The 17,557-nt window shown below is 62.9% G+C and carries 11 protein-coding genes; 4 read left to right on the forward strand and 7 right to left on the reverse strand.

From position 1 onward, the window contains the following. Nucleotides 1-50: 50 nt before the first annotated feature. The 7 genes from AB4Z10_RS19360 to AB4Z10_RS19390 form a co-directional block, all read right to left on the reverse strand. Nucleotides 51-2,036 (reverse strand): HlyD family type I secretion periplasmic adaptor subunit, encoded by a 1,986-nt coding sequence (locus AB4Z10_RS19360; RefSeq protein ID WP_441472016.1) that lies wholly within the window; start codon nt 2,034-2,036, stop codon nt 51-53. Next, on the reverse strand, nt 2,023-4,269 hold the full coding sequence (locus tag AB4Z10_RS19365) for a type I secretion system permease/ATPase (RefSeq protein WP_441472017.1): 2,247 nt from the start codon (nt 4,267-4,269) through the stop codon (nt 2,023-2,025). Before AB4Z10_RS19365 ends, AB4Z10_RS19360 begins: the two co-directional genes overlap by 14 nt. A 233-nt stretch (nt 4,270-4,502) precedes the next feature. Then, nucleotides 4,503-6,689, reverse strand: coding sequence for a hypothetical protein (locus AB4Z10_RS19370; protein ID WP_441472018.1), 2,187 nt, complete (start codon nt 6,687-6,689; stop codon nt 4,503-4,505). 668 nt (nt 6,690-7,357) lie between these two features. Then, a complete protein-coding gene (locus tag AB4Z10_RS19375; RefSeq protein WP_441472019.1) occupies nt 7,358-8,347 on the reverse strand; it encodes a hypothetical protein in 990 nt (329 codons plus the stop codon). 50 nt (nt 8,348-8,397) lie between these two features. Then, nucleotides 8,398-9,588 carry a glycosyltransferase family 2 protein gene (locus AB4Z10_RS19380; protein ID WP_441472020.1) on the reverse strand — a complete coding sequence of 397 codons (1,191 nt, stop codon included), beginning with the start codon at nt 9,586-9,588 and terminating at the stop codon, nt 8,398-8,400. Continuing rightward, nucleotides 9,585-10,844 (reverse strand): non-hydrolyzing UDP-N-acetylglucosamine 2-epimerase, encoded by a 1,260-nt coding sequence (wecB, locus tag AB4Z10_RS19385; protein ID WP_441472021.1) that lies wholly within the window; start codon nt 10,842-10,844, stop codon nt 9,585-9,587. Before wecB ends, AB4Z10_RS19380 begins: the two co-directional genes overlap by 4 nt. Nucleotides 10,845-10,856: 12 nt before the next feature. Further along, the gene (locus AB4Z10_RS19390) at nt 10,857-11,669 is read right to left on the reverse strand and encodes a WecB/TagA/CpsF family glycosyltransferase (protein ID WP_441472022.1); all 813 of its coding nucleotides are present in this window, start codon (nt 11,667-11,669) and stop codon (nt 10,857-10,859) included. A 452-nt stretch (nt 11,670-12,121) separates the two neighbouring features. On the opposite strand from AB4Z10_RS19390, the gene AB4Z10_RS19395 reads away from it, so the two are divergent. From AB4Z10_RS19395 to AB4Z10_RS19410, 4 genes are read left to right on the forward strand one after another with little or no spacing between them, the layout of a single operon-like run. Continuing rightward, nucleotides 12,122-13,507 carry an exopolysaccharide biosynthesis polyprenyl glycosylphosphotransferase gene (locus AB4Z10_RS19395; RefSeq protein WP_441472023.1) on the forward strand — a complete coding sequence of 462 codons (1,386 nt, stop codon included), beginning with the start codon at nt 12,122-12,124 and terminating at the stop codon, nt 13,505-13,507. An 18-nt stretch (nt 13,508-13,525) separates the two neighbouring features. Further along, nucleotides 13,526-14,872, forward strand: a complete 1,347-nt coding sequence (locus tag AB4Z10_RS19400) for a glycosyltransferase (RefSeq protein ID WP_441472024.1) — start codon at nt 13,526-13,528, stop codon at nt 14,870-14,872. Nucleotides 14,873-14,912: 40 nt separating this feature from the next. Beyond that, nucleotides 14,913-15,926 carry a glycosyltransferase family 2 protein gene (locus tag AB4Z10_RS19405; protein ID WP_441472025.1) on the forward strand — a complete coding sequence of 338 codons (1,014 nt, stop codon included), beginning with the start codon at nt 14,913-14,915 and terminating at the stop codon, nt 15,924-15,926. Continuing rightward, nucleotides 15,923-17,278 (forward strand): O-antigen ligase family protein, encoded by a 1,356-nt coding sequence (locus AB4Z10_RS19410; protein ID WP_441472026.1) that lies wholly within the window; start codon nt 15,923-15,925, stop codon nt 17,276-17,278. The genes AB4Z10_RS19405 and AB4Z10_RS19410 overlap by 4 nt, the downstream gene beginning before the upstream one ends. Nucleotides 17,279-17,557: the final 279 nt, after the last annotated feature.

Genomic DNA, 17,557 nt, shown 5'->3' on the forward strand with positions numbered 1-17,557 from the left:
TCTTGGCTCTCTGAAAGTTCCCGCCCGGAGCTCTGGCGAGACAGCCGCGCTTACCGTTCGCGCAAGCTGTCGTGCTGATAGCGGGAGAGCGGCGAGAGCAGATAGCTGATGATCCGCCGCCGTCCGGTCTTGACCTCCGCCGTCACAGCCATGCCGGGCGATAGATTGACCTGCTTGTCCTCGATCGCCAGTTGCGTGCGGTCGAGGGAAATGCGCGCAGAATAGAGCAGTTCCTGGCCGCGCGGCTCGCTGCTGTTATTGTTCGCGCCCGACGTCTTGTCGCTTGAGCTGTCGGGAATCTTGTCGCGCGCGATAGCATCCTGCGAAACGCTGAGAATGGTTCCGCGAAGCAGGCCGTATCGTGTGAAATTGAAGGTATCGATCTTGATGGCGGCCTCCTGGCCGGCGCTCACGAAGCCAATGTCCCGGTTCGAGATCATCGCCTCGATTTCCAGCCGGTTTTCCGCAGGAACGACGAACATCAGCGACTGTGCGGGCGTCACGACGCCGCCGATCGTGTGAATCGCGAGTTGCTGCACGATGCCATCGACCGGTGCCGTCAGCCTTTGCAGGCTTTTGCGCTGCTCGGCCTTCACGATATCCCGCTTGAGGCCAGCTGCCTTCTGCTGGGCTTTGGTCAGCTCGTCGAAAAGGGTCCGCTCGTACTCGGCGATGGTTTTCGTGCGTGTCTCCATCAGTGCGGTAACCGCGGCATTTGTCTCGTTGCCGCGTTTCTCCTGAACGAGGATGTCCTGGCGCTGGCCGACGAGATCCTGCAGTTCGGTGAGATAAGTCACCTTGGATCCGAGCTCCTTCTGGAAAAGCTGCTCGCGAATTTCGACCCGTTGCTGGAGCGGGACGATGGTGGACTTCAGCTTGTCGACGGAGGCTTGAATCGTATCGCGTTCGGCTCCCTTTTGTGCGAGCTGACCGTCAATGGCGGCGAGTTTGGCCTTTTGCTCGCCGTTTTGGCTAACAAGGAAGCCACGGTACATCCGGAGCAGATCGGCCGGGGCATCCTCAGGCGGGTTGAATGCCGAAAGCGGGTCGTCCTTGTTGGCGATCCCTGCTTGCAGCCTGGCGATATCGAGGCGCGCGGCCATCAGGTCGCTCTGCAGATGTCCGAGCTCGGCATCGGCGGTGGTCGTATCGAGCTCGACCAGCACATCGCCGGCCTTGACGCTCTGGCCGTCATGGACCCGGATCGCGCGTACGACGCCGGTCTCGAATGGCTGGACCGTTTTGGTCCGGCCGCTGGGAATGATTTTCCCGGGTGCAACGGCAACAATGTCAACGGTGCCGATGCACGCCCAGACCAACGCGACGGCGAAGACGGCGATGATGCTCAGGCCGATGGTGCGCCCCAAAGGCGAAGGCGGGGTTTCCACGATCTCGAGCGCAGCCGGCAGGAACGCAAGTTCCTGGGATCTCATACGATTTTCATTCATGGATCGTGCGATAATTGCCTTTTGAAGGGCTTGCGAGCGGGTCGCTAGACCCGTCACCGCCGCGCGGGTACTGCGCTCGCCCCATTGTGCCGTCGTCGTCAGAGCCTGGCGTGCCCGGATCGCGACAGCCTTGTCGAAGCGGGGCATGAGCCCCGCGACTTCCTCGGCCTGTTTCAGCAAGACGAGACGCCCCGCCCATTGGGCCTCGAATTCGGCCCGCGTCAGCAAGGTGGGCTGCGTGATGTTCGAGGCCACGACAACCGCCTTTTCCTCGCTCACTTTGCCAAGCAGCAGGAAACCCCCGCCGCGAAGCTCTGCGATGCAGGGCAGCGGAAGATCGGCGAGCTTGTCCCAGGTGACGGACTGAGACCGCCCTGCGAAGCCGTATGCCCGAGCACCTCGGAGCATCTCGGCGATGCCGACGGCGCCGTTGCCGATATGGCGGCGAAGCTCTTCTACCGTGGCAGCGACGCCGCGCAGCCGCAGCAGCATCTCCAGAGCAAGAAGGCCAGACTGATCGTTTGTGAGCGCGTGCATGGCGTTTGCTTCGCCGCGGCTGTTTCCCTCCGGGAAATCAGCGCGCCGCATGAGTCCCCTGGGCTATGGAAAGAGCGGTTGTCTCGATGGTATTCGTGGTCGCGGATCGCGCGGCCGCTTGGCTCGCCGCCGCCGGCGTGCTTCCGGCCTCCGGCAATCCGGACTGGAGGCGGTGCAACGTGGCGTACCGGCCGCCTGTCCGCATCAGTGTTTCGTGCGTGCCATCCTCGATCAGGCGGCCGCCTTCGATAGTCACGATGCGATCGGCCATCCGCAGGGTGGAAAGGCGATGCGCGATGATAAGCACGGTCCGGGAGCGCGCGATCTGCGCCATGTTCTGCTGGATGATGTGCTCGCTCTCGTAGTCGAGTGCGCTCGTCGCCTCATCGAAGATCAGGATGCGCGGATTAGTCGCCAGGGCGCGAGCGATGGCGATGCGTTGCCGCTGCCCGCCCGACAGGCTGCCGCCGCGCTCGCCGACGATCGTGTCGTAGCCCTCGGGCAGTTTGAGAATGAAATCGTGCGCGCCTGCCAGCGTCGCGGCCTCGATCACCTTTTCCGCCGGAAGAGCAGGGTCGGCCAAGGCGATGTTGTCGCGGATCGAGCGGTTGAAGAGGATATTGTCCTGCAGAACGATGCCGATCTGACGGCGCAGCCAGGAAGGATCGATCTGGGCGACATCCACCCCGTCGACCAGAACCCGGCCGCTTTCCGGCACGTAGAGCCGCTGGGCGAGCTTGGCCAGGGTGCTCTTGCCGGACCCGGATGGGCCCACGATGCCGATCATTTGCCCGGCCGGAATGTTGAGGCTGACGTCGCGAAGAATCTCCGGCCCGTCGATCCGGTAACGGAACGTGACATGCTCGAAGGAGATGTCGCCGCGGACCGACGGAAGGGCCGTGCGGCTGGGGTTGTAGGCCGGCTCTGGCGTGGTGTTGAGAATATCGCCGAGGCGGGCGATCGACAGCCGCGTCTGGTGGAATTCCTGCCAGATCTGCGCCAGCCGCAGCACGGGGCCGCTGACGCGCCCGGCGAGCAGGTTGAACGCAATGAGCTCGCCGACAGAAAGGCTGCCGCCGATGACCAGCTTCGCGCCGACATACAGGATCGCTGCGGTCACGATCTTGCTGACGAGCTGAACGGTCTCGCTGGCGACGTTGCCCAGGCTCAGCACCCGGAAGCTTGCTGCGACATAGGCCGCCAGCTGCTCCTCCCAGCGCTGTTGCATCTGGGGTTCGATCGCCATGGCCTTGAGCGTTTCGACTGCCGTCACGCTCTCGACCAGAAAGGCCTGGTTCTCCGCGCCACGGGCGAATTTCTCGTCGAGATACCGACGAAAGAGCGGCGTCACGCCCGCGGATATCGCAACATAGATGGGTAGCGACGCGAGCACGATCCAGGTCAGCTGCGGCGAATAGAAGAACAGCGCGGCGACGAAGACGACCGTGAAGAACAGATCGATGACGAGGGTCAGCCCTGAACTGGTGAGGAAGTTACGGATGTTCTCGAGCTCGCGTACGCGGGCCACGGAATCGCCGACACGCCTCGCCTGGAAATAGCCGATCGGCAGCGCCAGCAAGTGACGAAACAGGCGCGCGCCGAGCTCGACGTCGATCCGGTTCGTGGTGTGTGAGAACAGGTAGGTTCGCAAGGCGCCGAGGACGACCTCGAACACGGCGATGGCCACAAGCCCGAAAGCGAGCACGTCCAGCGTGCTCATGCTTCGATGCACGAGAACCTTGTCGATGACGACCTGGAAGAACAGCGGCGAGATCAGGCCGAAGAGCTGGAGGAAGAAGGACGCTACCAGAACTTCGGTGAGGAGCCACCGGTACTTATGGATGGCGCCCATGAACCATGTGACGTCGAAACGGCGGGCGAGATCGGTCAGCGAAGCCCGCTTCGTCATCAACACGAGCCGGCCGTCCCAAGCCGCTTCCAGCTCGGCCCGAGACATCATGCTCGGCCGTGGGGCGTTCGGGGCCTGGACGAGGATGCTGTCTTCGCCGCATCGTCCGAGCAGGAGGAAGCTTCCGTCGCGCATGGCGGCGATCACGGGGAGCGGCGTATGCGCCAGGCGCTCCCAGTTCGTCGTCACAGACCGGGCTTTGAGACCGAGGCTTTTGGCGCAGCGGATCATCTCCACGACGCCGATGCGGCGGCCGGGAAACTGATGCTGGATCTGCTCCGGGGTTACGCTCACGCCCTGACTGCTCAGGATGAACATAAGCGCGGCCAGGCCGCCATCGGGCAACGGAAGGGTGTCGTTATCGGGCTTTTTCAAGCTTTTCTGTCCCGCGTATAAATCGTTGACGCATGCGCGGGGAGTTCCCCCACATGCAAACCACGACGAGCGTCAGAACGCTCTCATGCCGCGTTGATACGAAGACGCCAGATTCGGTGTTTCGTTGATTTTGATTGTCGTTTCAGATCGCCGTGCGCCCTTCCGGGCGCACGGCGTCATCGTTGACGCATCGGATGCCCGAAAGGTGGGATGCCACCTTTCGGGCTGATGCATTACGCGTGTGGCTTCGCCAGGGTCTGGGCGACGTTGTTCAACCATCCCTGCATCTGAGCAGCGCTGGATGTCGCCGAAGGCGCGGCGAAGCTCGATGCCGCATACTGACTCAACAGGGCAAGCTTGGGCGTCACCGAGCTGTCGGACGGCGCAGCGCTTGCGCCTTGATCCTGGAAGCCGGGGAAACCAACCGTCTTGCGGCTACCGAACGTCAGGTCCAACAGATTTTTCGCTTGGCTGGTGGTGCTAAGCGAGGTGTCTGTGGCGGTCGGTGAAGTCGAGGACGAGCTGCTAGCCGACGGGTCCACAGTGGACGCCACCGTCGCAGGGGCCGCAAGAGCGGTCGCCGACGAGGTGAGTGCTGTGGTCCGTTGACTGGCCGACGTCGTGCTGACGACAAGCGTTCCGGCGGGCTGGAGGGGCGCGCCGGAGAGGTTGACGCTATTGCCTGCCTTATCGGTGACACCACCCAGGTTGTACTTGGTGACCGCAAGGTCGGAGGCCTTCTCGCCGGCTCCCACCTTGTAGTCGAACTGCAGGGTGTTGGTGCCGGCGCCGCTGACGTACTTGGCGGTGCCGTTGCTGTTCAGCGACAAGGTCGGCGTGCCGTTGACGGTGACAACTTCGTTGAAGTTGACCGACAACCGGACAGTGTCGCCGGCGCGAACGGTGCCGTTCCCATTGCTGAGACTGGACCCGTTGGCCGCGATCCACTGGACCTTGGGCTTCGTGGTGTCGGCCGACGACGTCTTGGTGTCGACGACCAGCGTTCCGGCAGGCTGGAGCGGCGCGCCGGCAAGATTGACGGCATTACCCGCCAGATCCGTGACACCACCCAGATTGTACCCGGAGACCGCGAGGTCCGAGGCCTTCTCGCCGGCGCCCACCTTGTAGTCGAACTGCAGGGTGTTGGTGCCGGCGCCGCTGACATACTTGGCGGTGCCGTTGCTGTTCAACGACAAGGTCGGCGTGCCGTTGACAGTCATCGCCTCGTTGAAGTTGACCGACAACCGAACGGTGTCGCCGGCCTTGACCGTGCCGTTGCCGTTGCTGAGGCCCGTCCCGGTGGCAGCGATCCACTGGACGTTCGGCGCCGTTGTATCGACCGGTTTCGCAGGGTCGACGGGCGCCGTGGTGTTGATGGCAAGCGTTCCGCCGGGCTGGTGCGGGGCACCAGTCACATTGGCGGCGTTGCCGGCCAGGTCCTTCACACCGGACAGGTTGAAACCGCTGATCTCGAGATCGGCAGCATTCTCACCTGCGGCAACCTTGTACTCGAACTGCAAGGTGTCCGTTCCGGCGCCGCCGACATACTTGGCGGTGCCGCTGCTGTTGAGCGACAAAGTCGGCGTGCCGCTGACGTTGACCGACTCGCTGAACTTCAGCGTCAGGCTCACGGTGTCGCCGGCTTTGACCGTGCCGGTACCATTCGTGACCCCCGGCCCGTTGGCCGCAACCCACTGCACCGTCGGCGCAGTCGTGTCGCCGCTGGGCGTGGTTGGGTTCGTCGGGTTCGTAGGGTTCGTCGGTGTTGTCGGGTTGGTCGGGTTCGTCGGATTGGTAGGGTTGGTGCCCGAATTGCCCGAACCCGGCGTGCCACCGCTCACGCCCTGCAGCAATGGCGTGATGTTCCCCATGTCGTGCCACAACGCGGTCATCGTTGCGTCGTCATAGGCGTTGGATTGCGCACGAATATTGGTCGTGCCGCCGGCTACGTCGATGACATAGGCGCCGTACTGCTGCATGGCCTTAAAGACCTGCTGGCCAAGCGGGGAGAGGCCGGCAGGCATAGGGGTACCCGGCGGGATCGCGAGGTGCTGCCCTTCTTGGACGATGCCCGACGCGCTGCTGCCGTCGCTGTTGATGGCCTGGCCGACAGCGCCGGGCTTGGCGAGCGAGAAGTCGACCGCGAGCTGCAGCGCGTGATCGATCACCCCGTCGTCTGTTTCCGCCTTGACGAGCAGACCGCCGAGCTGACTTGCGCCGGCAGCCGTGATGCCCGCGGCGAGGAAGGGCGACTTGCTGCCCCAGCCATCGCCCGTGACGATGTTTTCGGACGCGAATGAAGCGGCCGAACCGCTCGTGTTGCTGGTTCTTTTGAACTGCCAGAAGTTGTAGGCGACGTCGCCATCGATGACGATTAGTTCGCCATCAGTACCCGCGGCGCCATTCGCGGCGGCCGGCATGTGAACGCTGATGGTGCCGCCAGGATAACCCCATCCCGGGGGGTAAGTGACTTGTACAAGTGGATCTGAAGAAGAAGCAACGTAAACCGCTGGGGAATAACTGCTCCATGCAACGCTGTAATTGTAGCCTGTTGACGCGGGCCAATTGAGTTTTGTGAAGTTTGCATCGCTAGCTACTTCTGTATTCCAACTCGAAGACGCAGTAAATGGGCGAGTTTCGAGTGAGCTCATAAGCCTATTTTCCTTAGTTTTATATAGAAAGGAACGGGAGCGGAATTAGTAGGCCAGCCGGGTAGTCCTCGCCGTTCCGTGGAAACGCAGCGAAATAGACAGGCACGCCGCGCGATTAGCGGTCGGATGACGGGTCATCGCCATATGAGGCGGCGAATCAAAGGCCCATCCACCAGCGAACGTGGCCAGATATCGTGTTTGGAATGTGATGCCAAAATGAAATTGTTTGGGCACGAAAATCTGGGGATATCTTGACTATATGATCTGCGCTTTTGGCTAAACGCTATATAGAATCAGCGATTCTCTCGATATGCAGAATGAAGCTGCAATGCGCAAAAGGCGGCCTATCGAGCCGTATGGCTGACCGCTATGCGTTTAATGCAATGATCGAGACGATCGTTTCGAACAGGCCCTTGCCTGCGCCCCTCCCGGGATGGTCAGGGATTTCCCTTGCTTGGCTGCCCCACGCGCTGAAGCAGCGGGGAGATCCGGGCAAGGTCCTGTTGCAGTGCCACGATCGTCATACGGTCGTAGGCATTCGCCTGGGCGCGCAAATTAGTGACGCCTCCAGCCACGTCGATCACAAATGCTCCGTAGACCTGATAGGCGCGAAAGACTTTTTGCCCGAGAGGCGACAACCCTCGCGGCATCGCCACGCTGGACGGAATGGCCAGGCGTTCGCCTTCCTGAACCAACCCATCCGGATTCACGCCGTCGCCATTGATCGCCTCGCCGACGCGGCCCGGTTTCGCGTAGGCCATATCGACCGCGATCTGCAACGCGTGTGAGATGTCGCCGCGGTCGGTTTCCGCCTGGACCAGCAAGCCGGCGAGCTGGCTCGATCCCGCCGCCACGATGCCGGCGCCGAGAAAGGGCGATCTGCGCCCCCAGCCGTCTCCGGTGACGAGGTTCGTCGCGGCATAGGACCGCGCCGTCGCCGCCTCGGGGCTCAGCCGCTTGAATTGCCAGAAGTTGTGAACGGTATCGCCGTCGATCACCAGCAATTCCCCGTCGGTCCCCGGAGCGCCATCCGCATCCGCGGGGATGCGGATCTTGAGGGTGCCTGCGGGAAGTCCCCAGCTTGCCGGGTGTTCGACGGAAACGACGGGGTCCGAAGCCGAACTCACGTGAATGGCAGGAGAATAGCTGCTCCAGGCGACGCCGAACCGGGCGCCCATTGGCCAATCGATCTCTTCGAAAGTGGCGTTCGAGGCGAGTGGCGTGTTCCAGGACGAGCTGGCTACGAAGGGCCGCTCGCCGAGAGTGAACTGACCGCTTGGTCTTTCGTTGGCAGCATTCCGCGCGTCATTTGCCAAAGCGGATGAACAGCACCCGGTGGCCGCGGCAATCGCGAGCGGGCAGGCGAGCAAGGCCAGAACCGGAAAGGGCAGAGCCCAAAGGCTTTGCAGTGTGCGATGCGATCTCATCCGACCGACTGCCTCGAGAGGAAAGCGCCAAACCCGGCTGCAGCCCGCCTTCATCGCTCCGTCCGGACCCAATCGATCTGGCGGTTGACGAAGAAGCGGATGAACGACGGGATCTTGAGCAGGCAATACGCCGACCCCGCCGCCAGCTCGCGCCAGGAAATGATCTCCTGGGCGAAGCGCCACCATGCGACGCCGATAGCTCCGGTGAAACAGGCCAGCACGGTGGAGGAAACGACCAGCGGGCTCGCGGCACCCGTCATGACGAACCATGACAGGCTCAGGCCCGCCATCAGCACGATCGACATTGCCAGCAGCGTCAGCGGTGGAATGCAGAGGTCGAGCGTGAATGCGAAGAGGTGCAGGCTGCGCTTCGAGAGCGCGCGCCTGATCAGCGGCAGGAAGAACTCTCCGATGATCGCAAGATGTCCGTGTTCCCATCGCGTGCGTTGCTGGCGCTTGCCTGTCTCGCCCTGGGGAAGCTGGCTGACGATCTGCGCGTCGGGGCAGAAGAACGGCGCCTTTCCAGCGATCGCGAGCTCGGCGCCGAATTTCTGATCTTCCGCCAGATGGCCGGTCGCAAGATCGAGCTGGCTGGCGAGGGAGAAGGGCAGGGCCATCCCGGAGCCCATCAGCTGGCACGGCCATCCCAGATGCGCCGAGCCCAGCGGCCGCACGAAGGTCTTGATCGTCCAGGCCAGCCGCGAGACCTTGTCCGCCGGGCTCGGCGATGGAGGCGCCAGCATCGAGTATCGCGCCTGGACCGGGAGCCCGGTCGCGGCGCATTGCATCGCCAGAGTTTCGAGCGCGCCAGGCATCACTTCGCAATCGGCGTCGATGACGATGACGATCTGCGGCGGATCGGCGCCGAGCGACCGGACCCCGTGATCCAGCGCATAGCCTTTTCCGATCCGGGTCGTGTCCTGGCGGATGGTCACATCCGCTCCCGCGCCTGCCGCCACCTGCGCGGTGCCGTCGGAGCAATTATCGGCCACCACCAGCAGGCGCCCGACCGGGGGCAATTGAGCCATTATCGAAGCAATCGAGTGTGCGACGATCGCTTCTTCGTTATGGGCTGGCATGATCACCGCGAAGCGCGGACAGGGCATGGAGGCGGTCGACGTGGATCGCCTCGTCGGCAGGAGCGCCGCGCCGATCTGTATAAAGAGAAAGGCGACCGGGATCGCGGTCAGGAGACCCAGCATCACCAGTGTGAAGGTGGCTGTCCCGATCACGGCTGTCATGATGAACCCGGTCCCTGAACGCTCGTTGGCATCCGCGCCGGGCCCTCTGCGGCGAGCGCCGCCTGGAGGATCGCTTCGGCCGGCACTCTCGGCGCCAGCGCAAGGTTCTCGGGCGCTCTTGTCGAATCGGTCTGTTCGCGGCGCTCGGTGCTGCCGAGCGACCTGGCGAGCACGTCGAGTATCTGTTCGGAGGCGTGGCCGTCGCCGAACGGATTTTTGGCTTGCGCCATGGCGCGATACGCTTCGGGGTCCGTTAGCAGCTCCTTGCAGGCCGAAACGATCGCGTCCACTTCCGTGCCGACGAGGCGCGCGGTGCCGGCTTCGACGGCTTCCGGGCGCTCGGTGGTGTCCCGGAGGACAAGAACCGGCTTCCCGAGCGCGGGCGCTTCTTCCTGAACGCCTCCGGAGTCGGAAAGGATGATGTGGGCGCCGTTCATCGCCAGCACGAACTGCTCGTAGCCGAGCGGTTCGATGAGCGAAACGCGCGGATGAGAACCCAGCATCGGGCCGACCACCTGCCGGACGCGCGGACTGAGGTGCACCGGACAGACTACCTGCAGATCCGGGAAACCCTCCAGCAGGATCAGGACCGCCTCGCAGATGCGCTGCATCGGTTCTCCGTGGTTTTCCCGGCGATGCGTGGTCAGCAGAAGGGTGGGAGAGGGCGCTCGTACCTGCGCCGCGGGGCGGGCTTTCGCGAGTGTCAGAAAAAGCGCATCGATCGCCGTATTGCCGGTGACCCATATCGTCTCTGCCGGCACATTTTCCTTCAGCAGATTGTACCTGGCCGTTTCGGTCGGAGCGAAATGATAGTCTGCGATGACGCTCGTCAGGCGGCGATAGACCTCCTCCGGAAAGGGGGCCCGCTTGTCGTAGGTTCGCAGCCCGGCCTCGACATGCGCGACGGGGACGTTCTCGTAGAACGCTGCGAGCGCGCCGACGAAGCTCGTCGTGGTGTCGCCTTGCACGACGACGACATCCGGCCGGACTTCCGTAATCACCCGTTGCAGGCCTTCGAGGGCTGCCATCGTCACATGCGCGAGGCCTTGATCTTTGCGCATGATGTTGAGGTCGGCGAGAATGGGCAGGTCGAAATAGGCCACGACCTGATCGAGCATCTCGCGATGCTGGCTGGTGCGCACGGCCAGAACCTCGAAGCGCTCGGGGTCGGCCTTCGCCGTCAGAATGAGGGGGGCGAGCTTGATTGCCTCGGGCCGGGTGCCCATCACGACAAGAATTCGTTTGCGGGGAGCCATCTCAGCCCTCGTTTAGGGTCGCGGGGTCATACGTCGGAAATGGGAGGCCTGGGCGATGGCGCTCCAGGAAATCAGGCCGAGGAACTGCGAGTTCGTGACCAGATAGCGCCTGAACAACCGGCGAGGTTCCTGGGCGAGGCGATAGGCCCACTCGAGCCCGACGCGCTGGACGAAGGCAGGCGCCCGTTTTCGCAGTCCCGCGATGACATCGAAGCTGCCGCCGACCCCGATGACGATCCGGGCGCCGAGACTGTCCCATTGCTCCTCGATGAAATATTCCTGCCGCGGCACGCCCATCGCGATGAAGAGAAGCTCGGCTCCACTTTCCGCCACGGCTTTCGCGCGTGCCTCGGCCTGCTCGGGCCCGAAATAGCCATCGGCATAGCCACGGACATCGAGGCCGCGATGTCGGTTCTGGAGCACGTCGACGGTCGCGCGCACCGTGCTGCTCTCGGCGCCGAGAAAATAGACGCCGATGCGCTCCTGCACTGCGCGCGCGCATAGCTGATCGATCAGATCGATCCCGGTGACGCGCTCAGGCAAGGGCTGTTGCCAAAGATGCGATGCCCAGACGAGCGGCTGTCCGTCGGCGACCGTCCAGCGCGATGAATCGACGAAGCGCTGCAGCCGTGCGTTGGATCGCATCATCATCAGGATCGCGACGTTCACCGTGGACAGGACGCCGCGTTCTCCTGCGTGGATGGCTCGAATGAGTTCTTCCACGGTCTGCTTTGCCGAGAGCTTGTCGAAGCGACCGTTGAGAATCTGGGTCTGACTGGGCCGTATTGCTTCAGATGCGGGAAGCTGAACTGTGTCTGACGGCATGGAAAATCCCTCAGGCAAAAGTCCTCAAGCGAAGGCAATGGCTGAATCACCAGCCGTCGCGGCGGGAGGCCGTCGCGCGTTGCGTTGCACGCCGTCTGAAGAGCTAACGGTCGAAGCCGATGGTTTGTTCGCGGTGAGGGACTTGCCGCTTTTGGGGATGATCTGGTCCATCGCCAAGAAAGCAAAATAGTGACGTTGCGTCACTCAACGAAACGCGACGACCAAAAAGCGCAACCTGTTGCGCTTTTGGTCGTCGATTACGCTCACGATCTCGTGCGAAAACCAAATTTCACCGAACGTAAAGAACCCGCGCCTCTCGCCCGCATTGAGCTTCTGCGGGCGTCGAGAGTCTTTGGAAAACTGCGGGAGCGTTTGGCGAGCCAATGTCAACAAATGTTGTTTCTCCCGGAACCCAGCATCATTCCGCAACTGCGCTCAGTCACAGGACGCAGGTGTTTTGGACCGTGGTGGTGGCCTGCCTCGAGATGGTCGTGGTCGTCGCCTGCGCATACGGCGCATTTGTCGCCTATTCGGCGGCTGTTTACGGCGTGATCTTCTTCCGGGCCGAATACGCCCTGGCTTCCGTCGCGGCGGGAGCGCTGTACGTCGCCCTCTGCATTGCCGACAACCAGTACGATCTGCTTGGCCCGGAATGGAACGAGCACAGCCGTTCGCGGGGCGGCGCCGCTATCGGTCTTTCATTCGTCATTCTGCTGACGATCGGCTACGTGACCGACAATCTCGACGATTATTCTCGCGGCACGTTCCTCGCGCAGCTGGTGGCCGCGCTGCTGGGCCAGATCGCCATCAGAGCGGTTCTCTGGCAAGTCATCGATCATGTGCGCCGGCGCGGGCAATGGCGTCGGGAAAGCATGGTCGTATTGATCATGCCCGGCGCACAGGCCGTGGGAGATATTCGCGCGCGGCTGGCGGCACGGCACGAGCATATTCTGCGGTGGTACGACTTTCCCTCTGCGTCCGGGCAGGCCGGTGGGAATGCTTCCTTGGAGGAGCAGCTCTCAGAGATCCGGCGTGAATGCCGGGCGTTGCCTATCGACGCGGTGCTCATTCTGTTCGGCTCGGACAATATGGAGGTTGTCGCCGGCACAGTTGGGGCGCTGTCGGAGCTTCCTGTCCGCATCCAGCTTTTGCCGGTGGAACTGGCCGAGCTCATGCGCCGCAGCCGCATCGGACATTATGGCCAACAGCGGGTGCTCGAATTGTTCTGCGGGCCGTGCTCGTTGCGGGACCGGCTGCTGAAGCGCACTTTCGATATCGTCGTCGCCGCGTCGGCGCTGACGCTTCTGTGGCCGTTGTTCGTTGTCATCGCCACCTTGATCAAGCTCGACTCGCGCGGCCCGGTGCTCTTTCGGCAGACCCGTCTTGGCTTCAACAATGAGCCAATTCTGGTTTTGAAGTTCCGAAGCATGACGACTTTGGACGACGCGACCAACGAGTTTCGTCAGGCCGTCCGGAACGATCCGCGCGTGACCCGCATCGGACGGGTGCTGCGGCGGACCAACATCGACGAGCTACCCCAGCTGTTGAACGTCCTCAGGGGTGAGATGTCCATCGTCGGGCCGCGGCCGCATGCCGTCGCGCATAATCACATGTTCGCGGACCAGATCCGCAGGATGTTCCGCCGGCATAACGTCAAGCCGGGCATCACCGGCTGGGCCCAGGTCAATGGCCTTCGGGGCGAAACCGATACGTTCGAGAAGATGCAGAAGCGGATCGAACACGATCTCTACTACGTCGATAACTGGTCATTCTTCTTCGATCTGAAGATCATGGTCCTGACCGTCATATCGAAGCGCGCGTACACCAACGCCTATTGAGCGACAAGGGAAGCGTCGATGCGGATCTGTTACTTCGTGTCCGAATATCCCGCGGTCTCGCACACTTTCATTCGGCGGGAGATCGTCGAGCTCGAGCGGAACGGAATTTCGGTTCTCCGTGTTTCGCTTCGAAATAATGGCCGCAAGCTGGTCGATCCGGACGATGTCCGCGAGAGGGAGCGCACGCGCTACATCTTCGACGGCAACCTTGCCAAGTTTGCTGCGGCCTTTGCCGACGCCTTGGTGCAAAGGCCAAAAGCTCTGGCGAAAACCACCTGGGCTGCATTGAAAATGATGCGGCGCTCAAGTCGTCCGGCGCCGCTCCACCTGGCCTATCTTGCCGAAGCGCTGGTCCTTGCGCGGTGGGTGATGCAGGAGAACATCCAGCACGTCCATGCGCATTTTGGAACGAATGGCGCGGAAGTCGCCATGCTCTGCCATATTCTGACCGGTGTGCCGTACAGTTTCACCGTGCATGGTCCGGACGAATTCGACAGGCCAGAGTATCTGGGCTTGCCCGCCAAGGTGAAGCATGCCGCGTTCGTCTGTGTCGTGAGTTCGTTTACTGGAAGCCAGCTCTGCCGTTGGATACCTCCGGAGGAGTGGGCGAAGATCAAGCTGGTGCGCTGCGGACTGGACTCCGATTTCCTGAGCACGCAGCCGCTCAAGATCGTTCCCAAATCTCAGCTCGTGACCGTTGGCCGCCTGAGCGAACAGAAGGGGCAACTGGTTTTGCTCCATGCCCTTGCCGTTCTCGCGCGTGAGGGCGTGCCGTTCAGGCTGACCATGGTCGGAGACGGTCCGCTGCGGCCGCAACTGGAGCGAAGCATCCGGGAGCTCGGGCTGGAACAGCAGGTTGTGCTGGCGGGCTGGATGAGCAACGCTCAGGTGCGCGCCGCCATACGGGAGGCAAGGGCGCTGGTCCTGCCGAGTTTCGCCGAGGGGTTGCCGGTCGTCCTGATGGAAGCGCTGGCGCTCGGCCGCCCGGTCATCACGACCTATGTCGCAGGCATTCCGGAGTTGGTTACGGACCAGGCCTGCGGCTGGCTCGTTCCGGCCGGAAACATCGATCAGCTCGCAGGCGCCATCAGACAATGCCTGGATACGCCCGACACTGTCGTGAAGGCCATGGGCGCCACAGGGCGAAAGCGTGTGCTGGAGCAGCACGACATCGTCCAGGAATGCCGGAGGTTGGCCGCTCTCTTCAGGGCGGAGGGCCTGGAGATGCCGACTCCTATCGACGGGGCCGAGCAGGTCGAAGAGCCCGCGACCGCTTATGAGACAGCGGTCGCCGATGGCCAGGGAGCGAGAGCGGACAACGTGGTCACGCTTAGGCCCGGCCACTCCGCCTGGGCGAATGGGTGATCAAGCGGTGGTGTGCATGAAACGGACGAGGAGCGCCTGAGTGGTTGATGTCACCGTCATCGTTCCGACGCATAATCGCCGGCACATGCTGCCTCAGGCAGTCCATTCCATCCTGCGCCAGCACAGCGTCTCGATTGAACTCGTCGTGGTCAACGACGGCTCGACCGACGAAACACGGTCCTGGCTCGATCGCCTCGCTGCAGCGGATCCGCGGGTCACGGTCGTGCACCACGCACAGCCGCGCTTCATATCGGGCGCGCGGAACGCCGGCCTTGCTCGCGCCACCGGGCGATGGGTGGCCTTCTGCGACGATGACGATCTGTGGGCGCCGGACAAGCTGGCGACGCAGCTTGCCGCATTGCGTGCCGGTTCGGCGCGGTGGGGGTGCACGGGTGTCGCGGTTGTCGACGAGAACCTGCAAATCATCGGTCACCACCGCGTCGAGGGTGGAGACGTGCTGGCGGGCCTGCTTGAAAGCAACCGGATCCCGACGGGATCGACGGTGATCGCCGAACGCGATCTTGTCCGGGAGGTCGGAGGCTTCGACACCGCGCTGCGCGGCTCCGAGGATTGGGATCTCTGGATCAGGCTGGCCCAGCATTCGCAGCTGGCGGCCGTCGACCGGCCCTTGATCGCTTATCGCCTGGGCCGGCAATCGCTCTCGATGAACATCAATCCCATGCGGACGGGGCGTGTGGTCATTGCGGAGCGATACGCGGTACTGGCGGCGGCCTATGGCGTCAGCTCGGACGAGGCGGGGCACGAGCGCTATCTCGCCAGGCAGCTTCTGCGCGGGGGCGCGCGGTGGCGGGCCGCATCCATTTTCACGGCGCTCGCGTTCAGGCACGGCAAATGGCGGGAACTGCCGCGGGTAGCCGCCGCGCTGATCGCGCCGCAGATGACGGATCGGGTCGGACAGGCTCGGGCCGCCGCCGCCGTTCCGGTCTCCTGGCGTCAGGAGGTCGAGCTCTGGCTGCAACCGATCCGTGATGCCAGCCAGGTGAGCGCGGAGCGTCCTCGAGCATGGATCGGCGCCAGGGAGCGGGAAGCATGAAACCGACATTCGGCTCGGTCGGCGCTGTCCATGGCGGCACGCTTCAGGGCGACGGGGATCGCGTCTGGCAGACGGCCTCTGTGCGAGCAGCCAACAATGAAGCGATCTGGAGATTCCTGCGTGCTGCGGTGTTCGGCGTTCTGCTGATCCGGGCCTCTTCCGACCCGATCTTCAATCTGCTGGCAGGAGACGCCGGCGCCTCGTCTATGGGCGTGGGCGCCCTCTTCAACGTACTCGTGATCGCGCTTGCAATCGTCTTTCTCGCGCGGGAGCCGTTGAGGGCGCCATTTCCTGTCTTGGCGCTATGGGGGCCGTTCCTCCTGATCGCCTTTGGCTCGACACTTTATGCGCCGGATTTCACGGCCGCGGCGCGCCTTGCTTTCGTGCTGGTATCCTATTGGGCGTTCTTCGCGATTCCGTTCTTCATCTTGCGGTCTTCCCGCGATGTCTCCCTGTTCGTCCTCGTGGTGATCGGATCGTCCATCCCACCCACGCTTTACGCCTTCGTCGACATTGCGCGCGGGCTGTCCGATCTGACCGAATTCCGCCTGCAGAGCACGTTCTCGCATCCGAACATCTATGCCTTCTATCTCGTGCTGGTGCTGGGGCTGTCGCTTTACGTCAGAGCATCGCGGATCATTCGCGTGAGCCCGCGCATCTACATGCTGGTTACGCTCTACATCCCGCTCCTGACCGCATTTCTGATGCTCACCAAAACGCGCAGCGCCTGGGGGGTCTGCGGGCTCATGTTTCTGGTGTACGCGCTCAAGATCGACCGCCGTTTTCTCGCTGGCCTTCTGCTGGTGCCGGTGCTGTTCGTCGCATATCCGAGCCTGATGGACCGGTTGACGGATGTCACCGCAGCAACAGAGGTGGACAACTTCGCGCAGCTCAACGAAAGCAACCGGCTGAATTCCTACGTCTGGCGGCAGGCGCTGTGGGAATCCGCCATTCCCCAGGCGCTGGAACGGCCTCTCCTGGGTCATGGTCTGGAGTCGTTCAAGCCGGCGACGCCTGGCTTCTTTCCGCTGATTGGCCCCCAGGGCATCGACGGCCATAATTTCTATCTGCAGATGAGCTTCGAACTCGGGCTTCTTGGCCTTCTTGCATTCGCTTGGCTCATCGGTTGGGTGGCCTATCGCCTGGTGAGGGGGCTGCCGCGCGATCCGCCCGGACTTCTGGTCATGTTGTGTGTCCTGATGACCTATGTGCTCGAGTCCTATTCGGACAACATGCACTTCTATCTGTCCTTCAATTGGTACTTCTGGTTTGTCATGGGCACGATCTATGCCTGGATCCGCCGGGAAGAAATGCTTGCGGCGCCCGGTAGAAGTCGTCGGAAGGTCATATAGCGGCTGGAAAGCACCCCTGCGGCGGGCAGTGATCGGACGAAAGCCGCCTGCCGATTTCGCTGCCGAACGATCTCGCTTCGGCCGCAGGCTCCGGCCCATCCGCACCTGACCGACCGGCCTGGCCTCTGCCTTTCATCTTCCCCTGTCCGTCAGGCGTTTCAATGCAGTTCTGAAGCATGCGCCGCAGGAACGGGGGCTGACCGTCCGGCGTTTGCTCTATGAATGCCACTGCAGGCGGACGGCGCCGGGTGGGGGGAAGGGCAGGCGCTAAAGTTACCG

The sequence above is a fragment of the Allobosea sp. RAF48 genome (assembly GCF_052114025.1).
In the GTDB taxonomy this organism is placed as follows: Bacteria; Pseudomonadota; Alphaproteobacteria; order Rhizobiales; family Beijerinckiaceae; genus Allobosea.